Below are 17,155 nucleotides of genomic sequence, written 5' to 3'. Positions count from 1 at the left end.
CACATTCTTTTTTCCAGGCATATGGCTTTTTATTCGTTCGACTTTTTTTCGGAAGTCTTTTTCTCGGAAGCTTTTTTCCCTTCGGAAGCTTTCTTTTCTGCAGCACGCTGCTCATCTTCGGCTTCTTTTTCCATTTCTTTCGTCTCGTCAATCAGCTTTTCAATCAACATACACTTTACAAATACATCAAAACTTAACATACAGATAAAGGAAAAGGTATGAAGAAAATCCTGGTCTTCTTCCGGTGCATCTGCAAAGGTGGTAGAACTGGTATTGAATTTCTTGGTAATATCCTTCATCAGATTTTTTACCTCATCCCGTTCCAGACTGAACACCTCTTCATAGACAGTTGTCAGATTGAAATCTCCTTCTGCATTGAAGAAACGTTTTGCCAGAGGATTTAAGATACTTTCGATATCATTGATACTTAATATGCTTTTGAAATAATAAATGAAAATCAGCATCAGAATATGTTCTTTGCTGTATTTCTTCTTGACCGGCGGTGGAAGCAGATTGTTTTTTGCATAGTTGTTAATCATGGTTTTGGTCAGAATCTTGTCATCGGGATGACGCTTGGAAGCTGCAAGCTGGGTATCCATGAAGGTTGTAATCTGATCCATGTAAAGGTCAATATTTGGAATACTTTCCGGACGGATATAGTCAATCCGTGACAGACTGGATAAAATACTGTTTAATAAATCTTTTGCATCAATTGTCATTTGAATTCACCTCATACCTATTATATAGTATTGAAAACTAGATAACAAGAAGAAAAATGACAGAAAGCATATACAATGACGCTGTGATGTGTAAATGACATTGCGTGATGCAACTACAATAGAATAAACATAAGGGAAAAGAACTCATGAATGCGTTCGACGGACAGTACAAAAAGAAATCTGAAAAGAAATACAGAAAATATGTTCCCATCCCTTAAGGAAGTATGGTATACTGAGCGGAGTGGTATTGAGGAGAGTAAAGGAGCATTATGAGTATATACGATTCATTAAATGAAGAACAGAAAAAAGGTGTATTTACAACAGAAGGACCTGTGCTGCTGCTGGCGGGCGCAGGTAGCGGAAAGACCCGTGTGCTGACCCACCGGGCGGTATATCTGATAGAGGAACTGGGAGTCAATCCCTATCATATCCTTGCAATTACATTTACCAATAAGGCTGCAGGCGAAATGCGGGAGCGTATTGATGACATGGTGGGCTATGGCTCGGAAAATATCTGGGTATCTACCTTTCATTCTACCTGTGTGAGAATTCTGCGCCGTTTTATTGACCATATCGGATTTGGAACCAACTTTACCATATATGATACAGAAGACCAGAAGACCATTATGAAGGATATCTGCAAGCGTCTGGAAATTGATACGAAGATGTATAAGGAAAAAAGTTTGCTTGCGGCCATTTCTTCTGCAAAGGACGAGCTGATCAGTCCGGAAGCATATGCCCTTCGGGCGCAGGGAGATTTCCGGAAAATGAAGGAAGCAGCCGTTTACCGGGAATATCAGCAGGTGTTACGGAAAAATAATGCACTGGATTTTGATGATTTGATTGTAAAGACCGTAGAGCTTTTCCAGTCGGATATGGAAGTGCTGGATTATTATCAGGAGAGGTTCCGTTATATTATGGTGGACGAGTATCAGGATACCAATACGGCACAGTTCCAGCTGATTAAACTGCTGGCAGGCAAATATAAGAATCTCTGCGTGGTAGGTGATGATGACCAGTCCATTTACAAATTCCGTGGAGCAAACATTTATAATATATTGAATTTTGAAAAAGAATTTCCAAATGCAGTCACCATCAAGCTGGAGCAGAATTACCGTTCCACCCAGAATATTTTAAATGCAGCCAATGGGGTCATTGCAAATAATGTGGGACGAAAGGCAAAACGCCTCTGGACAGAGAATGAGGAAGGCGAAAAAATTGCATTTCATCAGTTTGAAACCGGATTTGATGAAGCAGACTATGTAGCAAAAGATATCCGGAGCAAAGTGCGGGAAGGCATGTATCATTACGGAGACTGTGCCGTATTATACCGTACCAACGCCCAGTCCCGGCTTTTCGAGGAACGTTTTATCACAGCCAGCATACCATATAAGATTGTGGGAGGCGTAAACTTCTATTCCAGAAGAGAAATCAAGGATTTACTGGCTTATCTTAAGACCATTGACAATGCCATGGATGATCTGGCGGTACGCCGTATTATCAATGTGCCAAAACGTGGAATTGGAGCAACGACATTAAGCAGGGTGCAGGATTATGCCGATGAAAACGGTCTTACCTTTTATAATGCCTTAAAAATGGCAGAAGAGATTGGCACAATCGGACGGGCATCTGCAAAAATCAGACCGTTTGTAATGCTGATTCAGAGTATGCGGAGCAAGTTGCCGTATATCAGTGTATCAGAGCTTTTGCAGGAAATCATTGAAGAAACCGGTTATGTCCGTGAGCTGGAAGCAGAAAATACAGAGGAAGCACAGCAGCGAATGGAAAATATCGATGAGTTGATTTCCAAAGCGGTTACTTATGAGGAAAGCGAAGAAGAGCCGACCTTAAGCGGATTCTTAGAGGAAGTAGCACTGGTTGCAGATATTGACAGTGTGGATGAGACACAGGACTATGTAGTGCTGATGACGCTGCACAGTGCGAAGGGGCTTGAATTTCCACAGGTTTATCTGGCAGGAATGGAAGACGGACTGTTTCCGGGATTCGGTGCAATCTGTGCGGAAAATCCAACAGCGGAAATCGAAGAAGAACGTCGTCTTGCCTATGTGGGAATCACAAGAGCCAAGGAGCGGTTGTCCATATCCTGCGCAAGAATGCGTATGATACGAGGAGAAACACAGTATAATAAGGTGTCCCGTTTCGTAAAAGAGATTCCGCGGGAACTTTTAGCGGGAACCATCCAGAAGGAAAAAATGCCGGATATTCCGAAACCAAGTATGATGGCGAAAAATGCATTTTCGGCAAAGCCGATGGCACTGCGCAGAACTGGCGTACCGGAGGCAAGGAACTTTGGCAATTCCGCAATGAAAAAGCCGTTGGATTATGCTGTGGGTGATACCGTTTCCCATCTGAAATTCGGCACCGGAGTCGTAAAGCAGATTATTGATGGCGGCAGGGATTATGAGGTTACCGTTGATTTTTCCGGTGTAGGTGTGAAGAAGATGTTTGCATCCTTTGCCAAATTGAAAAAGTTATAAAAATTTTATGAATTTGTAATTTTTTCTAGTAGATTGGGGAAACATATGCTATAATGAATTAATAAAAAGAGTTCTAGGTGGCAGGAAAATGAAAAACTGTTGTTGGCATAAAAAGGAGTGGTCAGAAATGGAAAAAATGGAAGAATTAAAGAATTTATTAACCGCAAATGTGAACAAAGTAACAGAATTATTGCATAAAAAGGAGAAAGAGGAAATAATGGAAGAGAAGAAAAAATCAAAAGCTGGTTTAATTTTTGCAATCATTGGTATTGTTGTAGTAGTTGCTGCAGCTGCTTATGGATTATATCGTTTCTTTGCACCAGATTATCTGGAGGATTTTGAAGACGATTTCGATGATGATTTTGAAGATGATTTCTTTGACGAGGATGACGAGGAAGAGAAATAATCATTATCATTTGCATAATTTAACAGGTGAAGATGTAAAGGGCTGTGTGATATCATGCAGCCCTTTTACTGAGTGTGCCGGAAACGCTGCGGATGACATGTGTTTCTGGAAAAGAATTGTTCGTGTGAGGTAAGTATGAAAAAAGGTCAGGTATTACAGGGAACTGTTGCATATGTGGATTTCCCGAATAAGGGAGTCGTAAAAGTAGAAGAAGGAAAGCAGGTAATCGTAAAAAACGTATTACCGGGACAGGAGATTTCCTTTTCTGTAAATAAGGTAAGAAAGGGAAAAGGCGAAGGCCGCTTACTGGAAGTTTTGAAGAAAGCACCAAATGAGCTGCCGGAAGCACCATGCCCGCATTTTGGAATCTGTGGAGGCTGTACTTATCAGAATTTATCCTATGAAGATCAGCTTGCATTAAAAGGACAGCAGGTGAAGAAACTGATGGATGCGGTAGTAGACCCGGAAATCTACAGCTTTGAGGGCGTAAAAGCAAGTCCGAATGAATTCGGATTCCGTAATAAGATGGAATTTACTTTTGGGGACGAATATAAGGATGGCCCCCTTGCTCTTGGCATGCATAAGCGTGGCAGCTTTTATGATATTGTTTCGGTAACGGACTGTAAAATTGTAGATGAAGATTATCGGAAGATATTAAGCTGTGTGCAGCAGTATTTTGCAGAAAAAAAGATTTCCTATTATCACAGAATGCGGCATACCGGATATCTGCGTCATTTACTGGTGCGTAAAGCGGTAAAGACCAAAGAGATCCTGATTGACCTTGTAACGGCAGGTGCAGAGCATATACTGGATGGTCTGACAGAGGCAATATCTTCAGAAAAAGAATTGTTGGCTGGAATGAAAGATGCATTATGTAAACTTGATTTAGACGGTAGCATTGCAGGAATTCTTCATACGAAAAATGACAGTGTAGCAGATGTAGTAAAGGATGAAGGAACAGAGATTTTATATGGAAAAGATTATTTCTACGAAGAACTCTTAGGACTTCGTTTTAGAATTACACCATTTTCTTTCTTCCAGACCAACTCTCTGGGAGCAGAGGTGCTTTACCAGACTGCAAGGGACTATATCGGAGATACGCTGACCGAGAAGGCAGACAAGGTGGTATTTGATTTATACAGCGGAACCGGAACCATTGCACAGATGTTGGCACCTGCCGCAAAAAAGGTAGTGGGTGTGGAAATAGTGGAAGAGGCAGTGGAAGCCGCAAAGGAAAATGCGGCATTAAATGGTCTTGAAAACTGCGAATTTTTAGCCGGCGATGTCTTAAAAGTATTGGACGATATTACTGAAAAACCGGATTTTATCGTATTAGATCCTCCACGCGATGGCATCCATCCAAAGGCATTGGAGAAAATTATTCGCTATGGCGTAGACCGTATGATTTATATTTCCTGTAAGCCAACCAGTCTTGCAAGAGACTTAGAGGTTTTAACCGCCAGAGGATATCAGGTGGAGCGGATGTGCTGCGTGGATATGTTCCCTTGGTCCGGAAATATTGAAACCGTTTGTCTGCTTTCAAAGAAACCTTGATTTTCTGCGGTTTGTAGGATATTAAGGGGAGAAAAATGAATGTGTGTTTTCAGGTCTTTTGAATGAAACATTTGAATATCGAAACAGTGGGGTGTTTTGAGACTCTGCTGAATAATAGGCTTTTGCTAAAAGGTATCACTTTTGCGAAAATGTATGATACCTTCCGGCAGAAGCCTTTTTGTATAAAGATAACTTGACTTCTAAATCTTACTGATGTAATATTTACACGAGTGCAGCAGGAGTTCGAACGATATTTTTTTGTTGTGAAATCTTACACATGTAATAAAAAAAGGATGAGGAATGTATAGTATGATATATTCATCAAAGAGAAATTTTTTTACTCAAAAATCTTACAAATGTAATATTTTGGAGATATAGTGTACATTGAAAATAGAATATGACCATATCAGCAAAGCAAAATGAATGGAGGTCAATATGAAGAAAGGAAAAAGCAGACATAAAAGAAAGAAAAGCAGGCTCCTATGGATTGCGATTGCTGTTATAGGAATGGCTGCGGTAATTTCTGCGGTATGTGTGGCAGGAATGTTGGAAACAAAAGAAAATGCCTGGAGGACACCGGAAGAACTTCTGGTGGAGTACATGTATCATATCCCCAAAAAGGAATATGAAGAAATGTATGCGATGTTGCACGTTGAGGCATCGGGAAGTATCAGTCAGGAGGATTTCATAAAACGCAACTCAGCTATTTATGAAGGCATAGAAGTCCAGAATATGGCTGTCCGGATTATTGCATATGACGAGGAGCAAATGACGGTAACCTACCAGACTTCTTTCGATACAGTTGCAGGAACTATCAGCTTTGAGAATGAAGCACTTTTCCTAAAAGACGAAGAAGGATATAAGTTGGTTTGGGATGATTCCATGATTTTTCGGAATCTAACTTCTACAGATAAAGTAAGAGTTTCCACTACACAGGCAGAACGAGGAGAAATTCTGGATAGGAACGGACGTGTCCTTGCAGGAAAAGGTACAGCATCTTCGGTTGGAATCGTTCCGGGAAAGTTGGAAAACAGAGAGGAAGCAATCGCACAGATTGCAGAACTATTGGAAATCACACCGGAAGCGATAGAAAAGAAACTGTCTGCAAAGTGGGTAAAGGATGATTCTTTTGTTCCTATTAAAACGATTCCAAGAGTGGAAGAAATTGAGTTAATGTCTATCAGTCCAGATGAAGAAGTCCTAAAGGAGAATGAAAGGCATGAAAAGTTGCTGGAGATTCCCGGAGTGATGATATCTGATGTTGAAGTGCGTGAATACCCATTAGGGGAAGCAGCTGCACATTTGGTCAGATATGTTCAAAGTGTTACTGCGGAAGATTTAGAGGAACATGCAGGAGAAGGCTATACAGCCAATAGTGTAATCGGCAGAAGTGGAATGGAGGGATTGTTCGAAAGTGAATTCAAAGGCCAGAACGGTTGCAGGATTTATATTGTAAACTCGGAAGGCAAAGAGAAGGAGGAACTTGCTTGCATCCTGGTACAGCATGGACAGGACATCCAGCTTACGATAGATACTGATTTACAGGTTTCCTTGTATGAGCAGTTTAAGGAAGATAAAAGCTGCTCGGTAGCCATGAATCCTTATACTGGAGAGGTATTGGCTTTGGTCAGCACACCAGCCTATGACAATAACGATTTTATTATGGGATTATCGAGTGAGCAGTGGACTGCACTTAACGAGGATGAGAATAAGCCAATGTATAATCGCTTCCGGCAAGTATGGTGTCCGGGGTCTACATTTAAGCCAATTACCGCTGCGGTCGGCTTGGAATCAGGAGCAATCGATCCAATGGAAGATTACGGGAACGTAGGCTTAAGCTGGCAAAAGGATGCATCGTGGGGGTCCTATTATGTAACAACACTCCATGCATATGAACCAGTCATTTTAGAGAATGCCCTGATATATTCCGACAATATTTATTTCGCAAAGGCAGCATTAAAGATTGGATCAGAAGAGATGGAGAGTTCTTTGACTGGACTTGGTTTTAATGAGGAATTGCCATTTGAGATTAAGATGGCAGAGTCGCAGTATTCTAATTCAGAGGGAATTGAAACAGAAATACAGTTAGCTGATAGCGGTTACGGTCAAGGGCAGGTTTTAGTGAATCCGTTACATATGGCTTGTATCTATTCTGCTTTCTGTAACGAGGGAAATGTCATAAAGCCTTATTTGGTATATCAGAATGAAGCAACAGCTGAGTATTGGATTCCGGGTGCCTTTTCTAATGAGACAGCAAGCCGTGTATTGGAAGGAACAAAGAAGGTTGTGAATGATTCTAATGGAACTGGATATGCAGCCCATCGGGATGACATTCTTTTAGCAGGAAAAACAGGTACGGCAGAAATCAAGGCATCGAAGGATGATATTTCGGGTACGGAATTAGGATGGTTTGCAATTTTTACAGCAGAAGATACGGTAGAACGTCCTATATTGATTATCAGCATGGTAGAAGATGTGAAAGGTAGAGGAGGAAGTGGATATGTTGTTAAGAAAGACGGCCTGGTCCTGGAAGAGTGGTTTAGCAGTAATTAGTTTTGTACTGATGCTTAGTGTTTCAGGGTGTAGCGATGCACCCCCGGAAGAAGATACAGTTTCGGAAACAGTAATTGATATTCAAGCTATTCCAGAAGATTCTAAGGAGAACGCAGAAGAAATTATAAACATCTGTATAGATCTTTATAAGAAGGCAGCAGAAGAAAACAAGATAGCTGATTTGGAAACGATTCGTAGTATTGTAAATTGCCTTGGAGAAAATGGATATCCGGCTGTTGACAGCAGAAATCAAATTAACATGACGGACCCAGAGAAGGTAGTGGAATTCTGCGAAAAGGTGGATGCACAGGAAGAAGCAGAAATAACAATTCTTGAAGTCAGTTATTTAGGCGGATTTGTAAAATACGATTTACACACAAAAGACGGAAATGTAGATGTGGTCAGAAGCTATTACAAGTACGAAAATGGAGATATACAAAGAGAGGTTACTGGAAGCTATCAGGCGGAGTATTGGAATTATACAGAAGAAGGTTACCTGATGTTTTCCGGTGTCTGGTTTTCAGAAGAATTGTATGTTCTTACATTGAGTGGGGCAGAGGAGCATACCGCATTGCGGGTACAGCCATTGGATGAAACATATCGGGAGTTGAGTCGGAAATATCTCCGCCCGATTGGCTTTGAACAGAATAACATGTTTATTGTGGATTGGAGCGAGGATGATTTCGGGGCTTTGAATTTCTATGATATGTATGACATTCTCTATCCAAAAGTAAATGGTCAGTATGTTCCCTATATTGCAGATGACAACCTGGCAGTAAGTGCAGTTTATCGGATTCCAAAAGAGGAATTTGAAAGCGTTATTATGAAATATTTCAATATTGATAGTGAAACGCTGCAATCCAAAACCGTCTATTATTCGGAGGATTCAACTTATGAATATAAGCCGAGAGGCTTCGAAGAAGTAGAGTACCCGGAATATCCATATTCAGAGGTAGTCGATTTTACAGAAAACAGCGATGGGACAATTACACTTACAGCTAATGTAGTATTCCCTTATGCAGGTGATTCCAAGGTATATGCTCATGAGGTTGTGGTCCGCCCGTTAGAGGACGGAGGGGTACAATATGTATCCAATCAAATTATACCTTCCGAGGATAATTATGAGGAAACATGGCATACACCACGGTTGACGTTGGAAGAATGGGAAGAATTGTACGGAGGCGAATAATGGAAGATGTAAAATGGCTGCTTAGAAGATGTGGACTTCCGATTTTGCTGCTGTTGATTTTCGTGATAGCCGGAGTGTTCTGTTGGGGAAAATTGCATGCAGAAAAGCAAAAGGTGGCAGAAGAAGTATGGGAGCCACCTATAGAAATCGAAAATAGCGAAGCAGAAACAGAAGAAGCCGAGAATGCGGAGATTTCCACAGAGTCAGCATATTGGTTTATTCCGCAAGCCAGTGATGATCTCCTTTCAGAAAAGGAGAAGGAGCAGCTGCAGAGTACGGTTTTGTCAGCAGCAGAATCGGTCAGAGAAATCTATAAGGATATTGTAATTGCAGATGCACCAAGCTACTCTTCCGGTATTAATGAATTTACCCACGAGCAGAGGAAAGCCGTGGTGGAACAATTGGGCAGAAGCGGTTTGGTAAGTGTTGAAGAAGATACTGCCATGCAAAACCATGAAGTAATCGAAACATTTTATGCGGATTACTTGGATGGACGGGACTCGATGGTTACGGTATTTGAAGTATATAGAGATGGACTGATTGGAGCAGTTACCTTCATTTATCGGAAAGGTGAGCTGCAGACCTATTACATAGGAATTCGGTGGAAGGAAGGCGGTATACCAGAGATACAGGGAACTTCGGTAAGTAATGTGGCTGAGATTAAACTGACCGAAAAAGGATATTTTATCTACGCATATGAATATGTGATTGCACATGCAAGTTTAAGACAGTATTGGAGAATAGAACCGCTTCCGGAAGACTGGCGGGAATTGACGGAGAAATACATATCAGGACTAAGCTATGTGAATTACAATGTGCTTGTCACAAATTGGGACAGCAACAATGTAGAGGACATTCTGATGCCTTGTATGTATGAAGATATTTATCGGATTTCTACGGGCGAAAATCTGAAAACTGAAGATTGGAAGATTCCGGCAGAGGAATATGAAAGGATAATGACTACTTATTTTCCGGTATCGGTAGAACAGTTGAGAGAGCATTGCGGGTATGCTGAGGGCAGCAACAGCTATGAATATGAGATGATTTATGCCAGCCCATACCCACCTTTTGGAGAGGTGGTTGACTATACAAAAAATGCGGATGGAACGATTACACTTATCGTAGATGGAGTATGGTCGGATTATAATTCTGATCTCGCTTTTCGGAATACGGTTGTGGTTCTGCCATTTGAAGACGGAACTTTCAGATACCTTTCCAATTCTATAGAACAAATTGAGTTGGAACTGCCGCCGATAGCAAGAAAGAAAGGATGATATTATGGCATTAAAGAAAAAAAGCATTCTGCTGATTATGGCATTTCTGATTGGATGCGACCTGTGTGCCTGTGGAAAAGAAGATAGCGTTGTGGGTGAATCTCTTGTGGAAGATACGGAAGAAGTATCTTCCACGGAGGAAACAAAAAGTGCCGAGGAAGAGGCTGCAGAACAATGGGAAAAGGGCTACGACCTTCCAGTAGATGAACAGGAAAGGGAAGAAGCTGAGACTGACTGTAAAAAGCTGATGGAACATTATCTTGATATTTATGAAACTGCAGATAAAGGGATAGCATCCAATGTTGTTTTGGATGATCAAACGGTTCTTGAAATGCAGAAGAAGGTAAAGGACGCAGGATATCCAATTGCTACGATGGTAACGTATTCTAACATGGGGAATTATGAAAGTGTCGATAGTTTTCTTAAAGAATGTATGGAAGGGCAAAGCGGTTCTGTAGTAATTTATGAAATCCACAACGATGGTGGACTGGGCAGAATGAAATTCATTTTTGATGGAACGGATATGTATGTTGTAAGTACAAGAGGAATCTGGAATGCTGACAACGAGCCGGGAATTTCGTACATTTCATATACGAGACTCAAGGAATGGAAATACACGGAAAAAGGATGGTTCTGCTATGAGTTGTGTGTGCCGGAGCCACCGGAAGTCAGTGAAATTGTGGATGGAAGCTGCCTGATTAGAATAAAACCTATGACAGAGGAACAGCGTGAAATGTCTGAACGTTGTGTTCGAGGTCTTGGGTATCAGGGAAATAATCTTTTATGCTCGAATTGGGATACTGACCATATGGAAAAACTGGACTATAATGGAATGTATGAATATCTGTATGCCATGAAACATCAGAAAGCGTTTGATGCCGAGGATTATTCAAATGGAATACCAAAAGAAGAATTTGAGAGTTTGATCATGGAATATCTTCCAGTAACAGCAGAGCAAATTCAGGAATATGCGGTATTTGATGAAAAAAATCAGACTTATGTATGGGTACGACTAGGCTGCCTTAACTATGCACCAACTTTTTTTGGAACTTCGCTGCCGGAGGTTATTGATATCAAAGAAAATGAGGATGGAACAGTGACATTAACGGTGGATGCGGTGTGTGATATGGTCATTTGTGATGATGCGGTCATAACCCATGAACTTACAGTAAAGTTTGCTGATGATGGTAGCTTTCAATATTTGGGGAATAAAATCCTTGATGATGGAATTAAGGAGATACCAGCCTATCAGTACCGAATTAAAGAATGATTGATAATATTGGTGATGATGGTAATATTACAGATGTAAGAGAGTGAGAATAAATGAAAAAAATAAAATTGGTTGGAATATTGGCAGCAGTTGTTATGCTGATATTTGTAGCAGTTACAGCTTATTTGCATGAAAAGAATGCAGATAAATCAGAAGAAATATTTGTTATTCCTGTAAACAATGATGAATTATTTGTTAGTTCGGAGGAGAAATATAATTCTATTAAAGTATATAAGCAGACAAATATGCTAGTTATAAATGCACAATCGGAAACGGCGTTTTTCGATGGGGCACAATTTACAGTAGAAACTGATGGGAAAATAACGCCGGAAGATATAGAAATTACTTGGATGACCATAGGTGGCAATACGGAGCAGGCAGAAGATAATGACCGTATTATCGCTGAGATAAAAATATATGATAATGATGAATTGATTTGTGATACAAAGATAAATTTTGCAAAAAAAGCAATTGACGCAATAGAAGATGTGTTAGAAAGGAACGGGATGTAAAAAAGGAGGATACATGAAAAAATTAAAATTAGTTGGAATATTGGCAGCGGTTGTATTGATAGGCAGTGTGATTTCAATTCCACTTATAAATAACCATACAGCCTATAAGGTGGAAAAGGCATTATGTGAAATCCCGTTGCCAGAGGAAACAGAATTGATAGAGTCGTTGTCACAGGCTGGGAAGCTGACGGGTAACGGAAATGGAATGCAGTATTTCGGAGCAATTTTAATTCGAAGTGATTTGTCTTTGGAAGAATTGGATGCTTACTATTCAGGTTACAGAAGTAATGAATGGGAATGTTTGGTGGAAACTCAGGAAGGGCAGTCCATTGAGGTGATTGAACATAAGGCACTACAATTTTCGGAAGAAATAGAGGACGGCGGTTATTACATTGTATATTCATGGGGAAGTGGAAATTCTCTATTGAAAGAACTGGATATACGAGGACATTAAAAAGGGGGCTATATCAATGAAAAAATTTATGCTATGTATTATGGGCTCGCTCATTGCACTGTTTGTAGTATTTTGGTGTTGCATTTCGTATACGGTAAATTACAAGAAGATAACTTGCGATACATCCGTTTCACCAGATAAAAAATATGAAGTGGTACTTCAAGCTGTTGGAGAACCGGAATGGGCTTTTGGTTCAGCAAGTGGACGGTTAGTCCTTAAAGAAGGCGAAGATAAGATATCGCAAACAGATTTTGAATTGCACAATGACGGTGCAAGCATCAGTAGCAGCTGTTGGAAGGTTACCTGGCATGAGGATTATGTAGAAATAATTCTATCAGGTGAAGAACAAATTGATGAACAAGTCATTTTATATTTCGATGGTACGAAAGAAATACAGCAATTGACAGATGTAGCAGATATTGAAGTAGAATATCCATCAGGAGAGAGATTAGATGAAAGCCGGGTTATAACTGAACAATCCTTTGATGTAGAATTGAATGATTGGGGTGAAGTACAGTTTGTATCTTATCTGCCGACTTATGAAACGCTCTGGGAAGATGTTTCATTTGTGCTGGCAAAAGACAATCAAATTATATATTATTTTCCGGAGTGTTATGAAAATAATAGTACAGAGAATGATAGTGTAGGAATGTTTGATAGTGTTGAAGCGGTTGGATTTCAGGATATAGATGGAGATGGTGCAAAGGATGTGATTGTCATCATAAACTATGTTACAGGAGCAGGACCGCAGGGAATGATGCCACGAAAGACCATTAGAATATTCAGTTCACAGGATAATGGTTTTGTCATTCAACACGATTTAATGGATGAATTAATGGAAAATATGAATGAGGATGATATTTCTATTCCTGCGATCTGTGATTATGTGACATTAATGGAAACAAATGAAATATATGATGGATATCGTACTATATATCAACAATACTTCGCAGACGAAGGATGTGATTTTATGATATCATACGGTGCGAATGGAAATTCTAGAGTTATCTTAAATGAGAATGAGGAAATAATAGAATATCTTGTATATGACAGACTTTCGGAGAATGAAAAATGCGAATTATATGTTTTATACAGAAGTAAGAAAAACACAGATGGTTCATGGTATATCTTAGAGGCGGAGATCCTTGATATATTTGCATATAGTATGTCTACAAAAGATGTGGTCAGTAGTGGTAAAACATCATGGTCAGCGACTGGAAGTGAAGAGCATGAAATAAATTAAGATAAGCTTTTGATTTTAATTCGATTATCTACATGTGGAGTGAGGTGTTTTTATGAGAAAGTTTGTTAGAATGTATTCTCCATTTTTAGTATATTTTGTATGTGTGGCTTTGGCTTATTTTCTTTGTTTTTATTTATTTCCCAAATATAATGCGGCCTTAGCCTATTTTGGTTTTTTAATTATATATACATATATTGATATTGGGGTTTTTATTTTAGGTTTTTTTATGGGAAAAATCATTGTCAAACGCAGCATTGACATTAGCTTTTTGCTGTGCCTAATATATGCATTAATTTCTTTCGGGTTGATGCTCTTGATAGGTTCTCTGAAATACGTTTTTTATGATTATATGTATAGTAACTTTACGTTTACATTTTCAATCTTCATTGAATCATTAGGTGATAGAGATAGTTTGTTTGTTTCAATTGGGACATTTATATCTTTTTTTATTGGAGAAATTGTAGAATACATCAATGATAAATCTAATTCTTGACGTATAGAACTGGATAATTGAAACGCTTTTATGCATAAAGTGAAAATAAAAAAATCGGGCAAAGGATTATACGACTATGACCTTTACCCGATTTCTTTATTTCCAGATATTCATGTCGGACAAGATAGACATGGTTATTTCAGTTGCGTTGCCTCCGGTAGCATCGCTGTCTGCACCAATGTTGGTAGCGAAAAAGTATGTATTATCTACAGTTTCGATATAGCCGATAAACCATCCGTTCACATCCTGGCCATCCACACGTCCGGTTCCGGTCTTTCCGTAGAATGTTCCGGCATCGGAAGAGGAAAGGCAGATGGCATCTTTTACTGCATTGATATTTTCAGGGGCGAAGCCAAGGCTGTTATTCTGCAGCCTGGTTAGAAGTTCGACCTGCTCTATTGGGGAAATCTTCAAGGAAGATTCCATCCAATAAGTGGAGAAATCACCACTTATATTTTCGTTTCCATACCCAATTTCCTCAATATAGTTGGAAATGTTAGCGGCTCCAAGCTGTTCGTCCACAGATTCAAAATACCAATTCACGGAGGAATTCATTGCAGACTGTAAAGTCTGATCCGCATTCCATGCTTCAAATGGATAGGTTTCGCCATTCCATGCAATAAACGAATTTTCCGGTGTAATGATCTCTTCTTCCAATCCGAACAGGGCATCATATATCTTGTAGGTGGAGTTTGGAGCAACTCGTAAGGTGGCATGCTCCATGTCGTGTATGCTCCATGCATCATTTTCTAAATCGTATAACACAAAGCTGCCTTCGTATTCTCCGAAGTATGTGGAGAGGTCTACATAGGAAACATTCTCAGAAGAGGAATCCCATTGGTAGTGGCTTCCGTCTGCTGCGTATGTGGAAATAAAAGGTGCGAATCCAAGGAGAAGAACAGCAGTCAACATGAATGTAGTCATACCTTTTATTCTTTTCATAAATGTCGGTTTCTCATAAGAGGCAATGTTGATGATTCTTCGTTTCATCTGTTTCATGTTTCCACCAAGGCCGGCAGCAAATGGAAAAGGAGTAAGTGAAACCTTCTCTGCAAAGTTAATCAGTGTATTGCCATAATCTTCGTAAGCATCCTCTTCAAGCATTTTCAAAACGGAAGTGTCACAGGCAACCTCTCTGTCATTACGCATTTCTTTCAGTGCATACCAGACAAGAGGATTGAACCAATATATTACCCCGGCAAGGTTCATCAGATAACTGGCAACAGCATCTTTGTGTTTATAATGCTGCAGTTCGTGCAACAGCATATAACGCATATCGGATTCGTCATAATCAGAGATCAGATGAATCGGAAGATAAATACACGGTTTCAAAAGTCCGACAATAATGGGGGATTTCAAAAATGCGGTGCTGTAAACAGGAATATCTCTGTGAATCCCCATTTCCTCCAGACATCGATGATACAGTCTGCGGACTTCCTGATTTTGAAGTGGAAGCGCAGATTTCTCCAACGAGCGTAAACGGAGAGAGGATTTGATTACCAATATTATCATGGCGAGAATACCGACAATCCATATCCCTAATAGTATGTATCCTGCGATGGATGGAGTCTCACTATTTACCGAAAGAGTAAAGTTGTTCATCCAATTTGTATTTCCGGTTGTAACTGCTTCTGCGGTGCCTGTAATATTGGTGCCAGCACCGGAAGAAGGAGAACTTCTCAGGCTGCCAAGCCAGGAGAAGATTTGTGGTAGACCGATGAAACGGAACGGTATAAATGGAACTGCTAAAAGTCCGAGCAGCAGAAACCACAGATTATACTGCATCCGGCTGGACAGGCTGTTTTTGAATATCCGTTTGACAAGCAAAAGGATTCCAATGATACCGCTGATAAACACATTGCATAGGAAAAAGCGTATCATAAAATTAGCCACGTTAATTGCCTCCTTTTTTTGACCTCTTGGAAAGAAGGGAGCGGAGTGTGTCTATTTCTGTTTCAGACAGTCTGTCATTTTCGATGTATGCAGACAGCATGGCAGTGATATCTCCATCATAGTAGCGTTCCAGAAAAGAGTTGCTTTCCTGGCCGATATATTCATTTTCTTTTACAACTGGGGTGTAAACAAATACTCGGCTCTGTTTCTCATAAGTCAGAGCCCCTTTGGTTACAAGGCGTTTGATTAAAGTCTGTATCGTTTTCGGACTCCAGTTTGTAGTCTGTAATAATTTGTCTGTTATTTCATTTGTGCTGATCGGAGCATGTTTCCATACGATTTTCATAACTTCAAATTCAGCTTCTGAAATCTGTGGCAGATCGCTCATTTTAAATCCCTCCTCAAATCTTACAAGTGTAATAAATATATTATAGACGTTATTTATGCAATTGTCAATTTCAGAAAAAAGATATTGACTTGAAATCTTACTTGTGTAATAATTGAAATATTGCATAAGTAAGATTTAGAGATGGCAACAAAAAGAAAAGAACCAGAATCACAACGGATTAGCTGGTTCCTTTACTCGTTTGAATTGCCTCTTTTATGTGTATGGGTGATAAGAGGTATTCAATTGCTGGAAGAATCTCGGCTGCCTCTTGTTCATCACATTCCTGTAGCATCAATAACAGTTTTTGTTTTTTCACCCCATCCGTAGCAGTGTCAGGGTGGAAAATACGGTCTGCAGGAATGGGTAAATAAGCGATGATCTGGCACAATACTTCGAATTTGGGATTACCACGGTCATTTTCAATATTTAGTATTGTACGCTCATCACAAGAAACGCTGATAAAGGCTTATCTGATGGTCTGGAACGCACTGGTGGAGAATCGAGTAGAGTTCATGGAGCAGAATCTTTGACGGAGATGGATACGGATTTCATGCTGAAAACACTGGATCACATCAAGGTATTTGAGGACGGAACACTGCTGGTGGTATTTCTGGACGGAACGGAGATTGAATGTAAAAATGAGGAGGAGTAAGAAAAGGTGCCGATTGGGAGTTGAGATCCTGATCGGCCTTTTTTCTTCTTGCTCTTT

The 17,155-nt window shown here is 39.9% G+C and carries 15 protein-coding genes; 12 read left to right on the top strand and 3 right to left on the bottom strand.

Going from position 1 to position 17,155, the window contains the following annotated elements:
• Window positions 1-29: 29 nt before the first annotated feature.
• Window positions 30-719, bottom strand: coding sequence for a DUF1836 domain-containing protein (locus OCV43_RS08550; protein WP_262623858.1), 690 nt, complete (start codon window positions 717-719; stop codon window positions 30-32).
• A 269-nt stretch (window positions 720-988) separates the two neighbouring features.
• Here OCV43_RS08550 and pcrA point away from each other — a divergent pair, with 269 nt between their 5' ends.
• The 11 genes from pcrA to OCV43_RS08495 all read left to right on the top strand — a co-directional run bounded on the left by pcrA (window position 989) and on the right by OCV43_RS08495 (window position 14,165).
• Window positions 989-3,217 (top strand): DNA helicase PcrA, encoded by a 2,229-nt coding sequence (gene pcrA, locus OCV43_RS08545; protein ID WP_022242637.1) that lies wholly within the window; start codon window positions 989-991, stop codon window positions 3,215-3,217.
• A 127-nt stretch (window positions 3,218-3,344) separates the two neighbouring features.
• The gene (locus tag OCV43_RS08540) at window positions 3,345-3,623 is read left to right on the top strand and encodes a hypothetical protein (protein ID WP_022242638.1); all 279 of its coding nucleotides are present in this window, start codon (window positions 3,345-3,347) and stop codon (window positions 3,621-3,623) included.
• 135 nt (window positions 3,624-3,758) lie between these two features.
• Window positions 3,759-5,177, top strand: a complete 1,419-nt coding sequence (gene rlmD, locus OCV43_RS08535) for a 23S rRNA (uracil(1939)-C(5))-methyltransferase RlmD (protein ID WP_262623857.1) — start codon at window positions 3,759-3,761, stop codon at window positions 5,175-5,177.
• Between the two features lie 435 nt (window positions 5,178-5,612).
• Complete coding sequence (locus OCV43_RS08530; protein ID WP_262623856.1) at window positions 5,613-7,730, top strand: penicillin-binding transpeptidase domain-containing protein; 2,118 nt, start codon at window positions 5,613-5,615, stop codon at window positions 7,728-7,730.
• Window positions 7,678-8,919: a DUF6070 family protein gene (locus tag OCV43_RS08525; RefSeq protein ID WP_118541762.1), complete on the top strand. Its 1,242-nt coding sequence runs from the start codon at window positions 7,678-7,680 to the stop codon at window positions 8,917-8,919. Before OCV43_RS08530 ends, OCV43_RS08525 begins: the two co-directional genes overlap by 53 nt.
• Window positions 8,919-10,193: a DUF6070 family protein gene (locus tag OCV43_RS08520; protein ID WP_227700357.1), complete on the top strand. Its 1,275-nt coding sequence runs from the start codon at window positions 8,919-8,921 to the stop codon at window positions 10,191-10,193. The genes OCV43_RS08525 and OCV43_RS08520 overlap by 1 nt, the downstream gene beginning before the upstream one ends.
• A 4-nt stretch (window positions 10,194-10,197) precedes the next feature.
• The gene (locus OCV43_RS08515; RefSeq protein ID WP_227700356.1) at window positions 10,198-11,463 is read left to right on the top strand and encodes a DUF6070 family protein; all 1,266 of its coding nucleotides are present in this window, start codon (window positions 10,198-10,200) and stop codon (window positions 11,461-11,463) included.
• Between the two features lie 53 nt (window positions 11,464-11,516).
• On the top strand, window positions 11,517-11,975 hold the full coding sequence (locus OCV43_RS08510; protein ID WP_262623855.1) for a hypothetical protein: 459 nt from the start codon (window positions 11,517-11,519) through the stop codon (window positions 11,973-11,975).
• Between the two features lie 13 nt (window positions 11,976-11,988).
• Window positions 11,989-12,429, top strand: a complete 441-nt coding sequence (locus tag OCV43_RS08505) for a hypothetical protein (RefSeq protein ID WP_227700354.1) — start codon at window positions 11,989-11,991, stop codon at window positions 12,427-12,429.
• A gap of 16 nt (window positions 12,430-12,445) precedes the next feature.
• On the top strand, window positions 12,446-13,672 hold the full coding sequence (locus tag OCV43_RS08500) for a hypothetical protein (RefSeq protein ID WP_262623854.1): 1,227 nt from the start codon (window positions 12,446-12,448) through the stop codon (window positions 13,670-13,672).
• A gap of 52 nt (window positions 13,673-13,724) precedes the next feature.
• Window positions 13,725-14,165 carry a hypothetical protein gene (locus OCV43_RS08495; protein ID WP_262623853.1) on the top strand — a complete coding sequence of 147 codons (441 nt, stop codon included), beginning with the start codon at window positions 13,725-13,727 and terminating at the stop codon, window positions 14,163-14,165.
• Between the two features lie 96 nt (window positions 14,166-14,261).
• Here OCV43_RS08495 and OCV43_RS08490 read toward each other — a convergent pair whose 3' ends face one another.
• Window positions 14,262-16,058 carry a BlaR1 family beta-lactam sensor/signal transducer gene (locus OCV43_RS08490; RefSeq protein WP_262623852.1) on the bottom strand — a complete coding sequence of 599 codons (1,797 nt, stop codon included), beginning with the start codon at window positions 16,056-16,058 and terminating at the stop codon, window positions 14,262-14,264.
• A 1-nt stretch (window position 16,059) separates the two neighbouring features.
• The gene (locus tag OCV43_RS08485; RefSeq protein ID WP_262623851.1) at window positions 16,060-16,446 is read right to left on the bottom strand and encodes a BlaI/MecI/CopY family transcriptional regulator; all 387 of its coding nucleotides are present in this window, start codon (window positions 16,444-16,446) and stop codon (window positions 16,060-16,062) included.
• Window positions 16,447-16,972: 526 nt separating this feature from the next.
• On the opposite strand from OCV43_RS08485, the gene OCV43_RS08480 reads away from it, so the two are divergent.
• Complete coding sequence (locus OCV43_RS08480) at window positions 16,973-17,098, top strand: hypothetical protein (RefSeq protein WP_262623850.1); 126 nt, start codon at window positions 16,973-16,975, stop codon at window positions 17,096-17,098.
• Window positions 17,099-17,155 lie beyond the last annotated feature (57 nt).

The organism is Roseburia amylophila (assembly GCF_025567465.1).
Classification (GTDB): domain Bacteria; phylum Bacillota; class Clostridia; order Lachnospirales; family Lachnospiraceae; genus Roseburia_C; species Roseburia_C amylophila.
The sequence above is the reverse complement of the archived record's forward strand: the minus strand, read 5'-3'. Positions and strand labels throughout refer to the sequence as shown.